Source organism: Thalassospira sp. HJ (assembly GCF_000948415.1).
Taxonomy (GTDB): domain Bacteria; phylum Pseudomonadota; class Alphaproteobacteria; order Rhodospirillales; family Thalassospiraceae; genus Thalassospira.
The window spans coordinates 254834-275923 of sequence record NZ_JYII01000020.1; the positions used below are offsets into that span (position 1 = coordinate 254834).

General features: G+C 55.1%; 20 protein-coding genes. 9 read left to right on the forward strand and 11 right to left on the reverse strand.

The genetic code is table 11. The features are described from left to right. Positions 1 to 79: 79 nt before the first annotated feature. From UF64_RS16900 to UF64_RS16910, 3 genes are read right to left on the reverse strand one after another with little or no spacing between them, the layout of a single operon-like run. On the reverse strand, positions 80 to 1579 hold the full coding sequence (locus UF64_RS16900) for an aldehyde dehydrogenase family protein (protein WP_044829779.1): 1500 nt from the start codon (positions 1577 to 1579) through the stop codon (positions 80 to 82). Between the two features lie 60 nt (positions 1580 to 1639). Further along, on the reverse strand, positions 1640 to 2956 hold the full coding sequence (locus UF64_RS16905) for an aspartate aminotransferase family protein (protein WP_082049846.1): 1317 nt from the start codon (positions 2954 to 2956) through the stop codon (positions 1640 to 1642). Positions 2957 to 2987: 31 nt separating this feature from the next. After that, complete coding sequence (locus UF64_RS16910) at positions 2988 to 4175, reverse strand: FAD-binding oxidoreductase (RefSeq protein WP_044829780.1); 1188 nt, start codon at positions 4173 to 4175, stop codon at positions 2988 to 2990. A gap of 278 nt (positions 4176 to 4453) precedes the next feature. Between UF64_RS16910 and gcvA the strand changes: the two genes are divergently transcribed. Next, positions 4454 to 5386 carry a transcriptional regulator GcvA gene (gene gcvA / locus UF64_RS16915; protein WP_008888607.1) on the forward strand — a complete coding sequence of 311 codons (933 nt, stop codon included), beginning with the start codon at positions 4454 to 4456 and terminating at the stop codon, positions 5384 to 5386. 12 nt (positions 5387 to 5398) lie between these two features. On the opposite strand, the gene UF64_RS16920 is transcribed toward gcvA, so the two are convergent. The 8 genes from UF64_RS16920 to UF64_RS16950 form a co-directional block, all read right to left on the reverse strand. Beyond that, on the reverse strand, positions 5399 to 6232 hold the full coding sequence (locus UF64_RS16920; protein WP_052657682.1) for a heme ABC transporter ATP-binding protein: 834 nt from the start codon (positions 6230 to 6232) through the stop codon (positions 5399 to 5401). Further along, complete coding sequence (locus tag UF64_RS16925) at positions 6229 to 7305, reverse strand: iron ABC transporter permease (RefSeq protein WP_235285124.1); 1077 nt, start codon at positions 7303 to 7305, stop codon at positions 6229 to 6231. Before UF64_RS16925 ends, UF64_RS16920 begins: the two co-directional genes overlap by 4 nt. 5 nt (positions 7306 to 7310) lie before the next feature. Then, positions 7311 to 8168: a hemin ABC transporter substrate-binding protein gene (locus UF64_RS16930; protein ID WP_044829781.1), complete on the reverse strand. Its 858-nt coding sequence runs from the start codon at positions 8166 to 8168 to the stop codon at positions 7311 to 7313. A gap of 7 nt (positions 8169 to 8175) precedes the next feature. After that, a complete protein-coding gene (locus UF64_RS16935; RefSeq protein WP_044829782.1) occupies positions 8176 to 9249 on the reverse strand; it encodes a hemin-degrading factor in 1074 nt (357 codons plus the stop codon). A 62-nt stretch (positions 9250 to 9311) separates the two neighbouring features. Continuing rightward, positions 9312 to 11375, reverse strand: a complete 2064-nt coding sequence (locus tag UF64_RS16940) for a TonB-dependent hemoglobin/transferrin/lactoferrin family receptor (RefSeq protein WP_044829783.1) — start codon at positions 11373 to 11375, stop codon at positions 9312 to 9314. 117 nt (positions 11376 to 11492) lie between these two features. Further along, positions 11493 to 11660: a hemin uptake protein HemP gene (hemP, locus tag UF64_RS21110; protein WP_082049848.1), complete on the reverse strand. Its 168-nt coding sequence runs from the start codon at positions 11658 to 11660 to the stop codon at positions 11493 to 11495. A gap of 195 nt (positions 11661 to 11855) precedes the next feature. Further along, the gene (locus UF64_RS16945; RefSeq protein ID WP_044829784.1) at positions 11856 to 13112 is read right to left on the reverse strand and encodes an MFS transporter; all 1257 of its coding nucleotides are present in this window, start codon (positions 13110 to 13112) and stop codon (positions 11856 to 11858) included. An 82-nt stretch (positions 13113 to 13194) separates the two neighbouring features. Further along, positions 13195 to 13827 carry a LysE family translocator gene (locus UF64_RS16950; protein ID WP_044829785.1) on the reverse strand — a complete coding sequence of 211 codons (633 nt, stop codon included), beginning with the start codon at positions 13825 to 13827 and terminating at the stop codon, positions 13195 to 13197. A 160-nt stretch (positions 13828 to 13987) separates the two neighbouring features. On the opposite strand from UF64_RS16950, the gene iadA reads away from it, so the two are divergent. The 8 genes from iadA (at position 13988) to UF64_RS16990 (ending at position 21066) form a co-directional block, all read left to right on the forward strand. After that, positions 13988 to 15157, forward strand: a complete 1170-nt coding sequence (iadA, locus tag UF64_RS16955; protein WP_044829786.1) for a beta-aspartyl-peptidase — start codon at positions 13988 to 13990, stop codon at positions 15155 to 15157. Positions 15158 to 15361: 204 nt separating this feature from the next. Continuing rightward, positions 15362 to 15595 carry a hypothetical protein gene (locus UF64_RS16960; protein WP_044829787.1) on the forward strand — a complete coding sequence of 78 codons (234 nt, stop codon included), beginning with the start codon at positions 15362 to 15364 and terminating at the stop codon, positions 15593 to 15595. After that, on the forward strand, positions 15595 to 16179 hold the full coding sequence (locus tag UF64_RS16965; RefSeq protein WP_235285125.1) for an RT0821/Lpp0805 family surface protein: 585 nt from the start codon (positions 15595 to 15597) through the stop codon (positions 16177 to 16179). The genes UF64_RS16960 and UF64_RS16965 overlap by 1 nt, the downstream gene beginning before the upstream one ends. A 237-nt stretch (positions 16180 to 16416) precedes the next feature. After that, positions 16417 to 16713, forward strand: coding sequence for an SCP2 sterol-binding domain-containing protein (locus UF64_RS16970; RefSeq protein WP_052657683.1), 297 nt, complete (start codon positions 16417 to 16419; stop codon positions 16711 to 16713). Between the two features lie 32 nt (positions 16714 to 16745). Next, positions 16746 to 17414 carry a DUF6134 family protein gene (locus UF64_RS16975; RefSeq protein WP_044829790.1) on the forward strand — a complete coding sequence of 223 codons (669 nt, stop codon included), beginning with the start codon at positions 16746 to 16748 and terminating at the stop codon, positions 17412 to 17414. Between the two features lie 57 nt (positions 17415 to 17471). Continuing rightward, positions 17472 to 18770, forward strand: coding sequence for an OmpP1/FadL family transporter (locus UF64_RS16980; protein ID WP_044829791.1), 1299 nt, complete (start codon positions 17472 to 17474; stop codon positions 18768 to 18770). A 95-nt stretch (positions 18771 to 18865) separates the two neighbouring features. After that, positions 18866 to 20557, forward strand: coding sequence for a long-chain fatty acid--CoA ligase (locus tag UF64_RS16985; protein ID WP_044829942.1), 1692 nt, complete (start codon positions 18866 to 18868; stop codon positions 20555 to 20557). Between the two features lie 104 nt (positions 20558 to 20661). Next, positions 20662 to 21066: a MerR family DNA-binding transcriptional regulator gene (locus UF64_RS16990; protein ID WP_044829792.1), complete on the forward strand. Its 405-nt coding sequence runs from the start codon at positions 20662 to 20664 to the stop codon at positions 21064 to 21066. Positions 21067 to 21090: the final 24 nt, after the last annotated feature.

The following is a 21090-nucleotide window of genomic DNA, read 5'->3' on the forward strand; positions in this document are numbered from 1 at the left end:
TTTTTTACGTCAACACGCCAAACAAAAAACCCCGCCAGCGAACCGGCGGGGTTTGGATCGAAGCTGATCAGACGCGTGATCAGATATCGAATTTGATCCCCTGAGCCAGCGGCAGCTCGCGGGAGTAGTTGATGGTGTTGGTTGCGCGGCGCATGTAGCCTTTCCATGCGTCCGAACCGGATTCACGACCGCCACCGGTTTCTTTCTCACCACCGAAGGCACCGCCGATTTCCGCACCGGACGGGCCGATATTGACGTTGGCGATACCGCAATCGGAACCAACCGAAGACAGGAACAGTTCGGTTTCACGCAGATCGGTTGAGAAGATGCACGATGACAGGCCCTGCGGGACGTCATTCTGAAGCGCGATGGCTTCTTCCAGCGTCTCGTAGGTCATGACATAGAGGATCGGCGCGAAGGTTTCATGACGTACGGTGTCGGTTTGACCCGGCATTTCAACCACCGACGGGGTGACATAGAACGCGTTCGGGTATTCCGATTCCAAGGTACGTTCACCGCCATGCACGGTGCCGCCGTCTTTCTTGGCATTGCCAAGGGCGGTCTGCATGTTGGTATAGGCTTCTTCATCGATCAGCGGACCAACCAGAACACCATCGGCCAGCGGATCGCCAATTTTCACCGACTTGTAAGCTGCAATGATTTTCGGCAGCAGCTGATCCTTGACGTCCTTGTGAACGATCAGGCGACGAAGCGACGTGCAACGCTGACCACAGGTACCAACAGCTGAGAACACAACCGCACGCACGGTCATGTCGAGATCGGCCGACGGGGTCACGATCATGGCGTTGTTGCCACCAAGTTCAAGAATGGTACGGCCAAAGCGCTCGGCAACGCGCGGGGCGACTTCACGGCCCATGCGGGTCGAACCGGTGGCCGAAATCAGCGCAACGTCACGGCTGTCGGTCATGATTTCACCGATGGCGCGATCACCGACAACAACCTGATGCAGGTTAGCCGGGGCATCGCCGAATTTGGCAATCGCCTTTTCGAGGATCTTCTGACAGGCAAGGGCGGTGACGGGGGTCTTTTCCGACGGCTTCCAGATCACGGCGTTACCGCAAGCCAGTGCAAGGGCGGTGTTCCATGCCCATGGTGCAACCGGGAAGTTGAACGCGGTGATCAGGCCAACAACACCCAGCGGATGCCAGTTTTCCATCATTTTGTGGCCCGGACGTTCGGACGCGATGGTCAGGCCATAAAGCTGACGCGACAGGCCAAGGGCGAAGTCGCAGATATCGATCATTTCCTGAACTTCACCAAGACCTTCCTGATAGATCTTGCCGCATTCAAGCGACACCAGACGCCCCAGCGGTTCCTTGGCAGCGCGCAGTTCTTCGCCCAAAAGACGTACCAGTTCGCCACGACGCGGACCGGGAACCTGACGCCATGCGCCAAATGCCTTTTTGGCATTGCCGATGACATCGGTCATCTCGGCCGGGGTGGTTTCGGTTACGCTTGCGAATTCCGAACCGTCAACCGGGGTCTGGACACTGAGGGTGCCATTGGCAATCTCGGCTTCGGACAGACCAAGTTCGGTCAGAATGGATTTGTAGCTCACAGTAAAACTCCCTTCGTTTTAAACTTTCCGGCGCGGATCACCGGCAAATTCGATCTCTGTTCAATCCTTGATTTCGGCTACCTTGGGCAGCAGTTTGGCAATGATGGCAAAGGCCTCATCAACCTGATCAAACGGAATGGTCAAAGGTGCCAGCAGGCGCACCACATTGGCGTGTTCACCACTTGGCATTAACAATAGCCCGTTTGCGCGGGCCAGTTGCAACAAGGTTTGCAGACGTTTGGGGGATGGTTTGCCGTCATCTGCAATCAGTTCAAACGCACGCATCGCCGCGATCCCGCGCATATTGCCGATCACATGCCCGCCGGGCAGATCACGCAACCATGCGATATGGGTCGCGTATTTTTCACCAAGCTGTTTGGCGCGTGCGGTAAGCTTGTCAGCCTCAAGCACCTCAAACACGCCGGCTGCCGCCGCACAGGCCACCGGGTTGCCGGAATAGGTGCCACCTAGCCCGCCTGGGGCCAACGCATTCATCACGTCTTCGGCCCCGGTAATCGCGGCCAGCGGGAAGCCACCGCCAATGCCCTTGCCCATGACAAGGATATCGGGCGAAACACCGGCATGCTCAATCGCAAACATCTTGCCGGTTCTGGCAAAGCCCGACTGGATTTCATCGGCAATCAAAACCATGCCGTTTTCATCACACAGGCGCCGCAGCGCGACAAGGAATTCACCATCGGCAGCCCGAAAACCGCCTTCGCCCTGCACCGGTTCAATTACCACTGCACCCACCGATACCGGATCGGCGGAAACGGCAAACAGCTTGGCGATGGCTGCCATCGCATCATCAACCGATACACCTGTTTCCGGGCAAGGATATGGCAGATGCCACACCGGCCCTGGCAACGGGCCAAGTCCGGTCTTATAGGGTTTGGTTTTACCTGTAAGTGCAAGGGTGGCCAGAGTTCGGCCATGGAAGCCGCCCTCAAAGGCAATCACCCCGGTACGGCCGGTAAAGGCACGCGCAAGCTTCAGCGCGTTTTCCATCGCCTCTGCCCCGGAATTGGTCAGCATTGATTTTGCCGGACCTTCAATCGGGCAGTTCGCCGCCAGCCATTCAGTCACCGCGACATAGGGTTCGTGCGGCAACGCGTTATAGCAACTGTGGGTAAAACGTTCGCACTGGGCGGCAACGCGTTCCATCACCACCGGGTTCCGATGCCCGACAGTCAAAACACCGATCCCGCCAATGAAATCGATATAGCGTGTCCCTTCGACATCCCATGCCTCGGCATTCAGTGCGCGATCAAGATAGACCGGATGCACATTGCGCACGCCAGCCGACACAGACGTGGCGGCACGGTCACGCATCTGCGCGCTGTCCTGGGTTGGTTTGGTGTTTTCGTCACGGGGCATTTGGGACTGCTCCGACCTTTGTAATGATGATTTAGATGACGTTCAGTTCAAGCACCGGCGCATTGTCGCGAATGCGCTCATAGCCAAACACCGACAGATCAAGGGTTTCATAGCCGTTTGTTGCGATCAGCTCGGCAATGCCACGGCCAACCGCCGGGCTTTGCTGCAGGCCATGGCCCGAGAACCCGTTGGCAAAGATGAAGTTTTTAACATCGGTATGGCGGCCAAGAATCGCATTCTGATCCAGCAGGTTATAGGAATAGTGCCCCGCCCAGGCATTGACGACCTTGATCGCCTCAAACCGTTCGCACCGCTCATAGAGGCTGGGCCAGATGATGTCGTCAAACAGGCTGTGGTCGACTTCAAAATCCCAGCATTCCGCATCGCGATCCTTGGGCGGGGCGATGCCCGTGATAAAGAATTCACCTTCGGGGCGGACGTAAAGACCGCTTGGATCAATCAGCATCGGGCAGGATGCGTTGATGTCTTCGGCGTCCCGGCAATTAAACACAAAGATGCAGCGTTTGCGTGGCTCGACAGGGATTTCCAAACCCGCCATCCGGGCGACCTTTGATCCGCCGGTGCCCGCCGCATTGACAAGCTGACCGCAACCGAAACGACGACCGTCTTTAAGGACAACGCCCGTGACCTGATCGCCATCGCGCAGGACCTCAACCACTTCGCCATCAGTATAATCGGCACCACGACGACGCGCCTGTTTGCGGAATGACTGCATCAGGGAATAGGCATCAAACCAGCCCTCCCCCGTACGGCCCCAGCACCCGGCTGAAAGATCGGATGTATTCATCCACGGGTATTTCGCGGCCAAATCATCGGGTTCCATCCAGATGATGTCGCCACCGAATTCGGTTTGCGTCGCATGGTTCTGACGCAGGATATCCCGGCCCTGATCGGTTGCGAGGATGAGATAGCCCTTTTCATGCAGGGCAATATCAACTTCCGGGTCCAGATCACGGTTCAGATTGTGCAGGAACTGAATGCCATAGGCCGACATTTCGATATTGATCGGTGTTGAAAACTGCTGGCGGATCGATGCCGCCGACAGGGCCGTCGAACAGAACTCGTAGGTCGAGTCTTTTTCAATCACCAAAACCCGGCCCTTGAAATCATCACGGCCTGTTAGATGCCATGCGATGGAACTGCCAATGACCGCACCACCGACGATGATCACATCATAATTTTCGTCAACAGAACCCATTCTTGCCTTCTACCCGATGCAAATTGTTGCCTTCCGGCCATTTTCGGACCGACATTTTGCGACATTGCGCTGAAATCCGTTACCCAAATGAAGGTAAGCCATCCTTCCAAAACATTCCAAAGTAACAGTATTACAGCGCGGTTGGCTTTCGGCCCAAACGCATCTTGGGGTGGCGCGAGGGGGCTTGGAACCGTTTAAAACGGTACGCCTTGGCTGCAAAGCAAACAAACGATATATTCGCACCATATCATTCCGTTTTGTTATGAACTGGTTTCACCATGCGCCGCGTCCTGCCATCGCTTACCGCCCTGCAATTCTTTGAAAGTTCGGCCCGCCATCTGTCCTTTACCCGGGCGGCAGAGGAACTCAATGTCACGCAAAGCGCGATCAGCCGGCAGATCCGTGCGCTTGAGGAATATCTGGGCCGGGATCTGTTTCGCCGTGTGAAGAAACGCCTCAAGCTGACCGCAGCTGGTGAAGCCTACGCCGCCCAGGTGCGAGATCTTCTGGATCGGGCAGAAGCCGCCACCTTGCAGGTCATGGCCTATTCCGACGCGGGCGGGATGCTGAATGTCGGAACGCTACCAACCTTTGGCGCACGCTGGCTGGTTCCGCGACTTGGGGATTTCAAGGCAACCTGGCCTGACATTCAGCTCAATCTCATTACCCAGACGCGCGAGTTCAATTTTGACCGCGAGGGTATTGATATCGCCATTCACTTTGGCGAGGACAACCTGCCCGGCTGTGTCACACATCGTTTGATGGGCGAAACCCTGATCGCGGTCTGTGCGCCCAAGCTGCTTAAGGAAAATGACGATCTGCCGATTGCACGTGAAAGGGTGCGCAACTGCACTTTGTTGCAGCATTCCACGCGCCCGCGCGCCTGGCAGGACTGGCTGGCGGCCACCGGCGTTGCCGTGGTCGACGAACTGGCTGGACCCCGGTTTGAGCATTTCCACATGGTGATTCAGGCAGCTGTCGCAGGCCTTGGACTAGCACTTTTGCCGGAATTTCTGGTGCGTGAGGAACTTGAAAGCGGGCGTCTGGTGGCACCGTTTGATGTCGCGATCCCCAATCAGCACGCCTATTACGTCGTGTATCCCAAGGAAAAGGAAAACAACTTTGCGGTGCGCGCGTTTCGTGACTGGCTGATTGCAACGTGCCGGACCGAACAGGATGGTCGCACCATCCCGTCCGGCTCTGCGGCCTGACACCCCCCGATATCAGGCCGATTGACTGACCAGCACGATGCCCCCTGCCGGGTCATTGATGGCCCGGATCGGACTTTTGAACACCGATGACAGCAAATCCGGTGTCAAGACATCTGATACCGATCCCTGTTCGACGACTTCGCCCGAACTCAGGATCGCGACCCGATCGGCATAGGTCAGGACCTGATTGAAATCATGCAGGATCATCAAAACCCCGACGCCGCGTTCTTTCGCCTCCTGCCGGGCAAGGGCCAAAACCGCATGTTGGTGGGATACATCCAGACCCGCTGTCGGCTCATCAAGCAACAGGAAGCGCGCGACAGATGGTTGCTCATCGGAGCCATTGCTTTCCGTACCGCTCTGGCTGGCATCCGTCATGCCCCAAAGCTGCACCAGCGCACGTGCCAGATGCACCCGCTGTTTCTCGCCGCCTGACAAGGCCGGATAGGCCCGATTTGCCAGATGGGTGATATCGGCAAGCTCAATCGCGCGGCGCACCTGTTTTTGATCAAACTGGCGGGTGGAAACCTTGCGATAGGGCGCACGCCCCAGTGCAACAACATCAAAAACCGTAAACGGAAAGGTCATCGAGGCAGCCTGTGGCATCACCGCGCGTTCCTGCGCCAGATCCAGTGCAGAAATACTCGAAAGCGCACGACCGTTCTGAAACACCGTGCCCCCACTTGGCGAAAGTTCGCCCGCCAGAACCTTTAGCAAGGTCGATTTCCCTGCCCCGTTTGGCCCCAGAATCGCCAGAACCTCACCCGGTTCGACAGCAATCGAAACATCGCGCAGCAGGTAACGCCCACGCGCCTTGAATTCAGCCTTATACGCCATCAGGGTCATAGACGACGCCTTTTCTTTTCAACGATCAAAAGCCCCAGAAAAAACGGCCCGCCGACAATCCCGGTAACCAGCCCGATGGGCAATTCTGCCGGAAGGACAATAATGCGCGCCACCGCATCTGCCGCGGTCAGAATGATCGCCCCGCCCATGGCCGATGCCGGCAGGACGTAGCGGTTATCCGGCCCCGTCGCCAAGCGCACCAGATGCGGCGCCACCAGTCCGACAAAACCGATAATCCCCGAAACAGCAACCGCTGCACCAACAACTAGGGCGGTAATGACCGTGGCCCGACGTTTAAGATGTTCGACCTCAACACCCAAATGGCGGGCTTCGGCCTCGCCCAGCAAAAACAGATTAAGCGGCGTGCCCAGCCGAATCAGATAGGCGATCCCCAGCGCCATGACGATCAGGGCAGGCATATCGGTCGGGCCATTGCCCGAGAGTGCGCCCATCTGCCAGAAGGTCAGATTGCGCAGCTCGGCATCGTCGGCCATGTAGGTAAAGACACCGACCCCAGCAAAGGCGATGGCATTGATCGCAACACCGATCAGCAACATGATCGCCGCATCCGTGCGACCATCCTGACGTGACAGAATACTGATCACGACCGTGGCCAGCACTGCCCCGCCAAAAGCTGCAATCGGCACGCCATAGGGTCCGAAGGCGGCATAGTAGCTGCCAAGAATCAGGTGGCCCGCCACAATCATGCTCACCGCGCCAAAGGCAGCACTGGCTGAAACGCCAATGATGCCGGGATCGGCAATCGGGTTGCGAAACAGGCTTTGCATCACCGCCCCGGCAAGCCCCAACCCGCCCCCGATAATGATTGCGCGCAGAATCCTTGGCAGACGCAGGCTATCAAGAATGCGGGCATCAAAGGCGTCAATGCCGACCTCGGTGATGCCGATGCGGTGCGCCAGATGGACAAACACATCGCCAACCGAAATCTCCACCCCGCCCATGCCCAGTGACATCACGGTGGCAGCACAAAACCCCATCATCAGAAGTACCAGAAACAGCACCGATCGGTTGACCGGCAGCTGCACCTGCAAGGCAGCGACCCTTTGTTTCACAGCGATCACGATCCCTGTTCAAAGCTGCGAAGATGGGCCGCAAGATCCCGGATTTCTTCGGCTGACGCCGGGCCAAAACCAAGAATGGTCGAGGCAGATATGGCAAGCACACGGCCATTCGCCACCGCCTTGTTCAGACCAAGGATCGGGTGGGCCTGAAGCCCCTCAAGCCCGCCCAGCTGATCAAGAGTCGACTGCGTCACCAGCACATAATCGGAAGCATCCGATGCAATCACCTCGGGCGAGACAGGCTTGAAGCCATCAAAGCCCGCCATACTGTTGGTCCCACCAATCATGGTGATGATTTCATCCGCCGTGGTTTCCTGCCCGGCTGACAGTGGCTTGCCATGACCAACTGCCATCAGGAATACGATGCTTGGCCGATCAGCGCCATCATTGCCCTTGAGTTCGGCAAGATCAGCCTGCACCCGATCAGAAAGCACCTTTGCCGCATCCACCCGACCCAAGGCATCGCCCGCCAACGCAATCGCATCCGGCAGGTTTTCCATCTTTGCCAAGGACGGCAAAATCACGATCGGAATGCCAAGATCGGCAAGCTCGGCAAGGACAACATCTGGCCCGGATTTCTCCACCCCGACAATCAGATCAGGCTTCAGACCAATGATGCCCTCGGCCGCCAGATGGCGCATATAGCCAACCTTTGGCAGGGTTGGCACCGGCTCTGGACGCGTGCTTGTGGTGTCAGTCGCAATCACGCGATCGCCAGCGCCAAGGGCAAAAACGATCTCGGTCGCGGGCGCCCCGACAGTAATCACACGTTGGGGCGACCCATCGGCAAGGGCGGGCATGCACAGCCCGACAAAGCCGATGATTGCAAGGATAAATCCGGTAAAATGACGCATCGATTGATTACTCCGCCACTGCTGCCATGGAGGTTTCCAAACGCGGCAGGCTTTCGGCCAGTTTCTGCCAATCGGGGTTTTCCGGATCCTTGCGTTTGCGCTCCCCACAGAAGATCGCGAAATTGTTCAGATCGGCGTCGTAAAGCTCGATGGTGGTGACAACACCTTCGCGGATCGGCTTGCGGACAATCCATGCTTCAAAAATCTGATCCATGCGCAAATGCAGGGTAAAGGTCGGATCCATGATGTTGATCCATTCACCCATTTCGCGAATGGTCTTGATCGGGCCGGTGTGGATCTGGATGGCACCGCTGTTGCCGACAAAGACCATGATCGAAATGCCGCTTTCCGAGGCCTTTTCAAGCAGGGTTTTCAGCGCATCGCGACTCAACCGTTCGGCAAATTCCGGCCCGGCCAGACGCATGCCTTGCTGACGGCCGACATTAAAGTCCTTGAGCATCCCGTGATACTGATGGACGTCCGTCATGCGGCGCCAATGGGCGCGCAGGTTTTCAACATCAACATCATCATCCGGCAGTGTCACCGCCTTTGGCAAAGGAGGCAGAACTTCGATCCCGGATGACTGGTTGTCGGCCTTGAAATCACTGATCAGTTTGTCATAGGCAGCTTCATCAGACTGCTCGGTCAGGAAAATCTTGTGAACCGCACGTCCGTCATGATCGAAGATCTGGAAGCTGCGGCGGCGTCCCGCGCGCGGGTTGTTGGTTTCAACTGCAAACGCATGCCCCCAATGACCAAGGAACAGGCGCAAATCAACATCGTGATTAAGCACAAGCCCCATCTCGCCATTGATGCTGACCTTGCCAAAGGTGCCGATTTTCTCATGCACGACACTGGGATTGCGCGTCAGGATCTTGACCTGACCCAGTTCTTCGAGGCGGGGAATGAAATCCCCCCAATCGGCATCAAGGCGCACGACATTGATCCCGATGCCCGCTGCAACCAACTCGCCTTCGGTCAGGTTCAGCTCGGCGGCAATGTCAACCGCATATCCCTTCGCATTTCCTGCGGCAAAGGCATTCCATGCTTCTGTGGCATTTTTGAAATTGTTTTCGCTCATGGCGTTTTATACCTCCTGTAAGATCAGACGATGCAGGTGCTGCATCGTCTGATCTCGTGACATTAGAATTTCATGCTTGCGGAAATTTTGAAGTTGCGACCCGGCTCATAGATGATCGCATCGCTGGTGCGATAAGTCTGATCAAGCAGGTTGTCGATACCGGCATTGACCTGCAGGCCATCGACATAATCGCTGGCATCCCAACGGGCGAACAGATCAAGACGGGTATAGCCACCGCGCTTTGCGGTATCGTCAGGAACACGATCCTGACCGGCAACCATGGTCGCACGCCCACCCAGTTCAAGCGCGGAATCAAGCAAGCGATACCCGCCCGACAGGCTCAGTTTATCACCCTGAATGTTGGACAGGTATTCGCCAGTCTCGCTGTTTTCACCACGCAGTATGGATGTTGCCAATCCGGCAAAGACCACACCATTGTCGTAATTGACGTCTGCCTCAAAACCCTTGATTTCGGCTTCCGGCAGGTTGCTACTGGTTGTTGTCGTACTCGAAACTGTCTGTTCGATATAATCAGTAACTTCATTGCGGAATAAAGCTAGTTTGGCCCGCAAGCTATCTTGACTGGTTAGCAGTTGATCAACCTTGAAGTTCGCACCGAGCTCCCAAGTCTGTGCTTTCTCTGGATCAAGGTTCGGATTAGGTACAAAGTAGTTGTCTGGCGTGGGACCCGGAATAGTATAGTGCACGCCGTCATTATAAAGCTGGCTAAGCGACGGGGCGTTGAAAGCTTCCGCGTAGCTAACATATGGCTGCAACCAGTTTGTCACTCGGTAACTCGCAGAGAAACGCGGAGACAATGCAGAGTCAGTCCTGCTATTGCCGGAGCTTGAGGACAAATCAAAACTGTCATAGCGAACACCGGCAGTAAACTGCAACGCATCCGTCAGATCAAACTGGTTGTCCAGATAAACACCTGAAATCAGCATGTCTGCATCTGGATAGAACCCTGTCGTCGGTTCCCCGTTGCGGCGCCCTTCCTGACTGTCTTCAAACACTTCGCCACCCAGCGTTACCGCAAGGTTCGTCGAACCAAGTTCAAAGCGTGAAGTATTGCTGCCTTCTGCACCAAGGGTGACAAGGTCGCGCTCATCCAATCGTGTTTCGCTTAAAGCACTTTCGCGCAAATTTGTATGCGTGCCATACAGATTGACCTTGGCATCAACCAGATCACTGCTCGCAGAATAGTAATCATAACCAAGAACACCAGTGGTTTGACGTGTCTTGCGTTTGACGATCACCGTATCGGAGTCGATGGCACTATCCGGCGATGCCGGTATCACGTGGTGATCCACATAGCGTTGCAACGATAGATGCAAATTTCCGGTTTCACCAACATCAATGGATCCCTTGAATAAACCGTTGATGTAATTGTCATCGGTATATTCTTCTTTCAGGCCATCACCGGTTTCATAGTTGCCACTATTCTTGTGCGACACCGAAACAAGAACATCTGATCCGTTTGTCGGCTTGGCATAGGCCATGGAATTAAGCGTCACTGCACTATCAACCGACGCATAACCTGATTTAACACGTCCCCCGACACGTTCCCCATCTTCCAGCATGTCCTCGGCCGTCACGGTTTGAAGTGCCAGCACCCCGCCAAGAGCACCGGTACCCTGCATGGTCGATGCCGGACCACGGAAAACCTCCACCTTTTTTAGAACCTCGGGATCAAGGAAAAGCCCGCCTTTGTGGCCGGAATTGAAATTAGAACGCGCACCATCCACGCGGATCACAACACGGTCATCGGTCAAACCGCGAATGGTCGGCATCTGAACTGTGCTGCGCGGCCCCCCGGATGTATCCACACCCGGCAGGCTACGCAGGATATCTCCAAGATTTTCAGGTTGATAACGATCAAGCTCTTCGTCATCCACAATGGAGATAGATGCGGGCGCATCAATTGCGGTGGTTTTCAACTTGCTGGCTGTTACGGTAACCGTATCAAGCACAACAGCCGTTTCAGCAACTGGTGTGCTTTGGCTTTCGGTGGTCCGGGTGTCTGTGGCAGGCTCGGATGCCGGTTGCTCGGCATGGGCGGCAACATTGAGTGCGAGTGTGGAAACTGTCGCCAGAAGAAGGCGCACAGAAGTGGTTCGAACCATAATGATTCCCCTGTAAGGCAGCTTTAGCTTTGTACCGATTTCGGCTGGCTGGCTGGCTTGTGCAGGGCACTGGCGCGCTGGCTGGCAAATGGTGTGGTGTGAGACGGCGATAAACGCCTATTTGGTCAGGATCAGTTTGTTATTCGATGTCAGGCGCAGTCTGTATTCTTCCCCCTGATGAACAATGATAACTTCGCGGTCATCGCCCATTAGTTCCTGCACCTGCATCTGTTTCACTGTTTCGGACTTTCCTGCATGCCCCGGTTTTGCTGCGATGTCGGGCATCGCAAACTCCTTGCTGATGAAATGTTATTAATAATGATTTGCAGCTCTTTATGTTTGTTGAGAATGCAAGTCAAGTTCATTTTGGAATATGCGTAGGTTGTGGTGATCAAGTTCACACACCAAAAAAGGCACCCCAGCGAATACCGGTGGTGTCTTTCTGCATTCTGCAAGATGCCGAGATCGCGCTGCTTCTGCCTAATCCGCGCCAATCTTCTTGGCAGATCCGGCGCGCATCGAAGCACAAAGCTGCACCGCAACCACAACAAACAGGAAATAAAGTGCGACCTGCCAGTCGCCCAAAAGATCATGCAATGCCCCGAACAGAACCGGGCCGATAGCGGCAAACAGATAACCCACCGATTGCGCCATACCGGACAAACGCGCAGATGTTTGCGGATCGGCCCCGCGCATGCCGACAAGGGTCAGGGCAATACTGATCATGCTGCCCTGTCCAAGCCCCATGCATACCGCCCACACATAAGGCAGCTCGGTCGTGGCAAAGATGAAGCCCGGAATGGCGATGATCAACGGGATATGCAGCACCAGCATCGCCAGTTTCTTGTTGGCGATTTTCGAATAGATCAGTGGCGCACCAAAGGCGGCCGGAATGCCAAATACGTTAAACAGGGTGAGCAGCGTGGCCGCTTCGGCCTCGGAAATGCCGTGATCGATGAAGACTTTGGCAACCCATGCGGTGCCGGTATAGAACATCAGTGACTGGCAGCCAAAAAACAGCGCCAACCACCAGGCTTCGACATTTTTCCAAAGCGAAATCCGCGCAACCGGGCTCGGCGCGGCACCGACATGGCGATAACGCAGCATCGGCAGCCAGCAGACAAAGGCAATGGCGGCAAACACTGCCCAAACACCCAGCGACCAGCGCCAGTCGCCGTCAGCTGCATTTCGGATCGGGATCGAAACGAATGCCGCAATCGTCGCACCGCTCGACATGGTAAAGGTATAAAGCGCGGTCACCAACGCCACATGCGTCGGGAAACTGCGCCGCACCAGCGATGGCGTCAGTACGTTCAGAACCGCAATCGCCGCCCCAAGGATAATGGTTCCGACCACCATGATGTCATAGGCACCACTGGCCCGAAGCCCCTGCCCGATGGCAATGAAGAGCAGCATGGTCAAAAGTGTGGCCTCAAGGCCGAATTTCTGACCCAGGCGCGGGGCAAACATCGACAACACACCAAAGCTCAGCACCGGAAGGGTTGTAAGCAAGCCCAGCTGCGTACCTGAAAGCGACAGATCCGTACCGATGATTTCCGCAAGCGGGCCCAAGCCGACAATACTGCCGCGCATGTTCGCAGCCAGAAGCAGGATCGCGAGCAAAAAGCCGATATGTGCGCCCAGATGATGGAACCCACGCCCGGCATCAGGCGCGGTGTTTTTTCCCGCTGATGCTGTGTCGGTGGCGGTCGTTTTCGGGGCAGTCTTGTCAGTCATCTGGGTGATCCGTGTTACGTCGCGATGGTGGTGGTGGCGCGATCAGAATTTTGGGTAGGTATAGGTTCAGGCGTTGCGCATCCTAAAGCGCGACAACACCCCACAATACGCGAAACGCGATCAGTACGAACAGAACCGCAATGATGCGTTCGATCCAGGCGGCATGATCGCGCAACCACGGCAAAACGGCCCCGTGCGAAAGCCCGACCGCCACAAGGCAATACCACGCCCCGTCAATCACCGCTGCAGTCATCGCCAGCAGGAACTTGCCAGCCCATTCAAACTCGGGTGAAACGAACTGGCTGAAAAGGGCGAGGAAAAATAGCGCAATCTTGGGATTGAGAAACGCGATCATGAACCCGTCGCGCGCGGCCTGCAGGATTGATCCCGATACCTTACCAGCCCCATCAACATCAAACTTCGCCCCTGCCTTGGCACCGCGCCATGCCTTGATCGCAAGCCAGATCAGATAAAGCGCACCAAGAATGCTGACCGCGTTGTGAAAGACCGGCACCGTCTGAAACAGGATGCCAAGCCCGGTCATGGTGATCACGGCATAAAAGCCGATCCCCAGCGCATGCGCCAAGGCACAAGCAAAACCGGCCTGACGCGAATGACCGACGGAATAACGCAACACAACAGCCAGACTGGGGCCCGGTGTCATTGCGCCAAGAACACAGATGGTTGCAACGGACAACCAGGCAGCGAAGCTCATGACGTTTCCTTTGGATGGCGCAGGTTTGGTTCCCGCTTGGTTTTATCGAAAGCTATCTGCTTGCCAGAACCGTTTCAACGGAAATGAACTATCGCTATGATGCGCATCCGCGCCATCCCGCCACCTGAACGCTGCTTTTCGTAAAATACGGTTTTAAAACATGTTTCTGCTTCTCAAGAATGCCAACGTCTTCGCCCCGACCCTGCTTGGCATCAACGATATCCTGATCTGTGACGAAAAAATCGTCACCATTGCCCCGGATCTGGTCGTTTCGGTTCCAGCCGAAATCAAGACCATCGACCTTGGTGGCAAGATGACCGTACCGGGCTTTATCGACGGGCATGTGCATCTGATCGGCGGTGGTGGAGAAGGCGGTTTTGCGACCAGAACGCCCGAAGTCGCAGTCGGCAAACTGATCGAAGCCGGTATTACGTCTGTCTGCGGATTATTGGGCACCGATGCCGCCACCCGCCACATCGCATCGCTTTATGCCAAGACCAAAGCACTTCGGACCGAAGGCATTTCTGCCTGGTTCTTTACAGGTGGCTACCGCGTGCCCTCCCCGACCCTGACCGGTAATATCGGCGATGACGTGACGTTTCTGGATGCCTGTATCGGCCTTAAAACTGCAATTTCCGATCATCGCAGCAGCCAAAGCACCATCGACGAACTGGCCCGCATCGCATCAAAATCACGCATTGGCGGCATGACATCGGGCAAGGCCGGGTCGGTGGTTGTTCATCTTGGCGATGGGGACGGTCACTTTGACCCGTTGCTGGCGGTGATTGATCAAACCGAAATCCCGATCGGTCAATTCATCCCGACCCATGTAAACCGCAAACGCGCCCTGCTTGATGCCGCCAAACTCTGGGCCAAGCGCGGTGGCAATATTGATTTCACCACCGGTATTGACGCCGAACCCGATCCCAAAGGGGCAAGTAAAACATCAACCAGCATCGCCGAATGTCTGGCGGATGGGGTCGCACTTGATCGCATTTCCATGACGTCAGATGGCAACGGGTCGCTTCCGGATTTTGATGCCGATGGCAATATGATCGGGCTTTCTGTCGCAGGATTTGAAACCGTCCCGCGCGAATTTGCCGATCTCATCACGGTCGAAAAGCTTGATATCGCAACCGCCCTTGCCCCGATCACGATCAACCCGGCACGGATGCTCGGACTTGCCGCACATAAAGGTCAGATCAAGGTTGGTTATGATGCCGATATCCTTGTTTTGGATGATGCGCTCGCCCCCGATAGCGTCATTGCCCGCGGAAAACCGGCCATGATTGCCAAAGAACGGCTCCTTCGCGGCACTTTTGAGGGATAAACGGGCCTGAAATGCCCAGATGGCGCTCGAAAGCACGGATTTCCGCTTCGGAAAGCCGAGTGAGCTGCCTTTTTATCGACATAACTGCCTCAAACAGCCACTATTCCGGTCAAACTGCTTCCCGTTTTCTTATCCATGCTCGCTTACCTCAAAAAGGTCCTTGAATGACCAAGCAATAAGAGCAAACACGAAGGGATACGAGAGATGCGAAAGACAGCCACAATTCTTGTCGTTGCCGGTGCATTGGGACTGTCCGCGTGCAGTGGATTGAATGACCGCGACCAGAAAATGCTCAGCGGCGGTGCCATTGGTGCCGGTGTCGGCGCCGTCGGAACTGTGATCACCGGTGGCTGCGTCACCTGCGGCGCTGTGATTGGTGGTGCGGTTGGCACCGGTGCCGGCTATATCATGCATGAAAACGAAAAGGCCCGCGAATAATGAAGCGGGTCATTCTTCTTGCAGCCGGTCTTGCACTCGCAATGCCGCTTGCAACGCCGGCTCTAGCAAAAGCCGATCCGCCATCATGGGCACCGGCCCACGGCTATCGCGCCAAGCAGCATAAGGGCCACAAACGTGACTATACCCGTCACGGCAATGAGCTTTTTGTCTCTGACGGTGGCTTCCTGCGCTGTAACCGTGATGTGGTTGGTGCAATCATTGGTGGTGGTACCGGTGCAGTTCTTGGATCGACTGTCGGCAAGGGGAGTGGTCGGGATGCGGCCATGATCGGTGGTGCCATCCTTGGCATGTTAAGTGGTTATTCGATTGGTCAAACCCTTGATCAGGGTGATCTGGCCTGCACCGGATATGCCTTGCAGCGTGCGCCCGATGGTCAACATGTTCGCTGGCAAAACCCCGATTCGGGGCGCAGCTACAATGTTGTGCCGACGAACAGCTGGCAAAATGCCGAAGGACGCTATTGCCGGGAATACAGTGCAACGGCCAATATCGGCGGGGAACTGCAGAAAACGTTTGGCACCGCATGCCGTCAAGCTGATGGTTCCTGGCAAATTGTGTCCTGACATCACAGACCTGCCAGGCGCAATGCAATCTGAGGTTTTATCCTGCAAGAAGCCCGGCCCTGCCGGGCTTTTTTTTTGTGCATTTTTCGGTCCGAACCGTATCTTAAATAATTGCAATTCAATGTCTTAATCGTCGAATGAGTTTCGCATTCGTTATTTGTTTTACGTTAACGTCACTTTGTATTACAGTCCTGACATAATCAAAACAAGAATACCAGCTGACTGAGGGAGGCGTTCGTGGATGACATCCTCGAAACCGTAAAAGAAAAACTGCCGCAATTGCGCGGTTTGAATGCTGTCGTCGCCTTTGATTGCGGCGATGATGGACATATCGTTGTTGATGCCACTGGTGATGAACCGGAAATCAGCGACGACGACCTGTCTGATGCCGATTGCATTCTTAAAATCAAGAAAGCCAACCTCGAAAAACTGATCGCCGGAAAGCTTGATCCGATGCTTGCCTTCACCATGGGCAAACTGAAGATCAAGGGTTCGATGGGCGTGGCAGCCAAGCTGTCATCCATGCTCGACTAACCGGTCGGGATGATCCGTTTTATGGGGGAAACATGCGTAATCGCATCAAAAATGGCAGCCTGTCGGCCCTGATTGCCGGATTTGCGATCCAGTTTGCGGCACCTTCGCAGGCATCAGGATCGGAAATACTGAACTTTCGCGTTCTTAAGGACGGGGAACCGATTGGCTATGAAAAAGTCGAAATCACCCCGACAGCAACCGGCCAGACCGTCAAGATCGAAACCCTGACCGATGTTCGGGTACTGTTTTTGAAGTTCCACTACGACCATCAGCGGACCGAACAATGGCAGGACGGAAAGCTGGTCTCGGTCGAAACCACCACCAATGATGACGGCACACACTACACCTGGCAGGCAAGCTATGACGCAGATTGCTATGTGCTGGCTGGCAAGGGTGTCGGGAAACGCGATGCCTGTGACGGGGCCTGGCCACTGACCTTGTGGCACGAGGACGTTACTGGCAAAGCCGACCTGTTCAGCGTCATCAATGCCGAACCCTATACCGTCAACACACAAAGGGTCGGTGAAGAAACCGTCATGGTCGAAAGCCGGGAAACACCGGCAGTCCATTACGAAATGTCTGGCGATGTCGAACGGGATCTCTGGTACGGCACCGACGGAAAATTGCTCAAAACGAGTTTTAAAAGAAAGGGTTACGACATCGATTTTATCAGGGTCGATGCGATAAACCCTCAGCGATAAAAGCGGGCGTTTTAAATCATGGATTTGAAGCGTTATAAAAGATTAAGGGAGAAACAGATGTCCTACTTCAAGAAGGGCTGCCTCTGGGGAGCAGCTTCGGGTACCGCACTTCTATGCGCGCTTGCAAGCGTTGGCACAGCCCACGCATCGGGCTTTCAGGTCCGCGAAACCAGCGGCACCCTGCAGGGTTCAAGCTTTGCCGGCATGACCACCCTGTCCACCGATGCATCTACCATGTCCTACAACCCGGGTACCGTTGGTCAATACAAGGAAACCAGCTATAGCGCGGGTTTGACAGTTATCCGACCAGTTGCAAAAGCAACAAGTATCGTCGCCACTGACGGCAACCTGACGACAATTGCACAAACTGGTGGAAGCTATAAGGACATGGCACAGGATGCCGTTGTTCCTAATGCGCATGCTGTCTGGAAGCTAAATGAAAACCTTAATCTTGGTGTTTCGATTACGGCACCTTGGGGCCTTGTAACCGACAATGACTCCGATTTTGCTGGCCGCTTCTTTGGCACAACCTCGAAAATCAAAACAGTTAATATCAAGCCTGTTGTTGCGTACCGTTTCGACAATGGCCTAAGCATTGGCGCTGGCCCTCAGATTCAGCGGTTTGAAGCATCTCTGAGCAAAGCAGTTCCCAGAATTGGCGCTCCCAAAGCAGAAGGTAACTCCACCATCGAAGGCGATGATATCAGCTATGGCTGGACGGCTGGCCTTAATTGGGAGATGACCGACGATACCCGCTTTGGTTTGGCATACAATTCCGAGGTTAAACACAAGCTCGAAGGCGATATTAAGTTCGACCAAGCTGCGAAGAATCTGTCTTATATTGACCGAAAAACGACAGCAAAGATCACCACGCCGGAAGCAATTGCTTTTGGCGCCTCACACGACTTGACCGACAAACTTACCGTGATGGGTGATCTTCAGTGGACAAACTGGAATTCGGTCAAAGACCTTGTGTTCAATTACGACGGTAATATTCACAGTTCGCTTTCTTCCAGCACAACCGAGAACTACCACTGGGGCTCTTCATGGTTTGGAGCACTTGGTGCACGATACCAGTATGATGAAAACTGGGCCTTCACAGGTGGCTTGGCATACGACGAAACCCCGATCAAAACCCGCAACCGTAATGTGCGCTTGCCGGATTCAAACCGCTACTGGGTATCGCTCGGTGCAACATATAAGGCCGCAGGCTGGGCTGATGTGACACTCGGATACACGCACATTTTTGCACATGATGCCCGGGTTGATCACGGGACCACCAACCTCGGCAACTTTGCCGCCGACTATGAAGCCAAGGTCGACATCATCGCGCTGCAGGCGAAATTCAAGTTCTGATCTGCTATGCTGTCCGGTGCGGGGTGCTGAGCGCTTCGCATCGGGCTCCCTTTTTTTGCCCGCAAAGTGACGTTAACGTAATGGAGTTAACGCAAGTGAACAAAGTAAACGTTCAAGAATCCCCGATCCTGCGCGATGGCGTTGATATCAGTTCGCCCGTCAAAACGCGTCCTGTGCATGAAATCTTCGACAATGCGGCTGCCCGGTTCCCGTTGCGTCCGTGCCTGGATTTCCTTGGTCGGATTTATGATTACAAGACCATATCCGAGCAGATTGATCGCGCTGCCGAAGGCTTCAAACAACTTGGCGTGCGCAAGGGTGACAAGGTCGGGCTGTGCCTGCCCAATACGCCCTATTATGTCGTATGCTATTACGCGATCCTGAAATGCGGCGGCGTGGTTGTGAATTTCAACCCGCTCTATGCCAAGCGCGAGATCGCCTATCAGATCGAAGATTCCGGTTGTCGCCTGATGGTGACGCTGAACCTCAAACAAATCTATCCCAAGGTCGCGGCCTGTCTGGATGAGACTTGCCTGAAGCGGATTGTTGTGTGCGAAATGAGCAACATTCTGCCGCCGGTCAAAAGTGTTCTGTTTTCGCTGTTCAAGCGCAGTGAGCTGGCCGATGTCCCGACCGATCTGCGCCACATCCCCTATTCACGGGTCATCGGATGCAAACCGATTGATCGTGTGATCAATATCGACGTCCATGATCTGGCAGTTTTGCAATATACCGGCGGCACGACCGGAAGGCCCAAGGGCGCGATGCTGACCCATGCCAATCTGAGTGCCAATGTTGATCAGCTGACCCGCTGGATGCCTGACGCCAAACCGGGACAGGAAGTAACACTTTGTGTTTTGCCGTTCTTCCATGTCTTTGCCATGACGGTGGCACTCAACACATCTGTCAATCTCGGTGCGGAAATGGTGTTGCAGCCACGCTTTGAACTGAATTCCCTGATCAAGGCGCTGGACAAGAAAAAGGCCACCATCTTCCCTGGTGTCCCGACGATCTATACGGCGATCAACAATTCGCCGGAAACACTCAAATACGATCTGTCGCACATCCGCTGTTGTATTTCGGGGGGCGCGCCGCTGCCGGTAGAGGTCAAACACCGGTTTGAGGAAATCACCGGCTCCAAGGTCGTGGAAGGATACGGCCTGTCGGAAGCAAGCCCGGTTTGCACCTGCAACCCGCTGAAGGGTGAGAACAAGGAAGGCTCGATCGGCCGCCCCTTGCCCGGCACCGAGATCGAAGTCAGGTCTCTGGATCGTCCGGAAAAACCAATGCCACTTGGCGAAAAGGGCGAGGTCTGCATTCGCGGCCCGCAAGTCATGCCGGGCTATTGGCAGAACGACACCGCCACCAATGAGACCTTTGTTGATGGATGGTTGCGCACCGGCGATGTCGGCTATCAGGATGAGGACGGCTATACATTTCTTGTCGACCGCCTCAAGGACGTGATCCTGTGCAGCGGCTACAACGTCTATCCGCGCGCGATCGAGGAAGCGCTTTATCTGCATGACCAGATCGCCGAAGTCACCTGCATCGGGGTGCCCGACCAGTATCGCGGGCAGGCGCCCAAGGCATTTGTCCGCCTGAAAGACGGCGTGACCGATGTGACGGCAGAAGACCTGCGGGCATTTCTTGATGACAAGATATCAAGAATCGAGATGCCGCGCGAAATCGAAATTCGCGAAGAACTTCCCAAGACCATGGTCGGCAAACTGTCGAAGAAGGAACTGGTCGAGGAAGAACGCCAAAAGAGAGAGGGAAATACGGCTTAGTTACAATGCGTTAGCGTCACGCTACACACACTGAAAAAATCTAAGTGACGTTAACGTAAACTAATTGACGTAAAGTGAAAAATATATACCATAAGGGGCGAATAATGACCAAAGTTGACGAACGGTTTTATACCGTTCCCGAACTGGCCGACGATCTTGGCATCACACCGCGTACCATCCGGTTTTACGAGCAAAAGGGGCTCTTGAACCCGCAGCGTGCCGGCACAACCCGGGTCTACACCCGACAGGATCGCGCCAAGCTGCTCCTCATTTTGCGGGGCAAGCGACTGGGCTTCAGCCTAAAAGAGATCGCGGATTATCTCGATCTTTATGGCGCAGACCCAACTCAGGCAGAGCAGATCAAGATGCTTCTGGGACGTGTACGGGAACGGATTTCTGACCTGGAAGAACAGCGTCAGGCACTGGACGTCACACTGGATGAACTGCGCGAAATCGAACAGCAATCGGTTGATGCGCTTGAAGAAAAAGGAATCGATCCGGCAACGTAACAACAACGCCGGATCAGAGGAAAG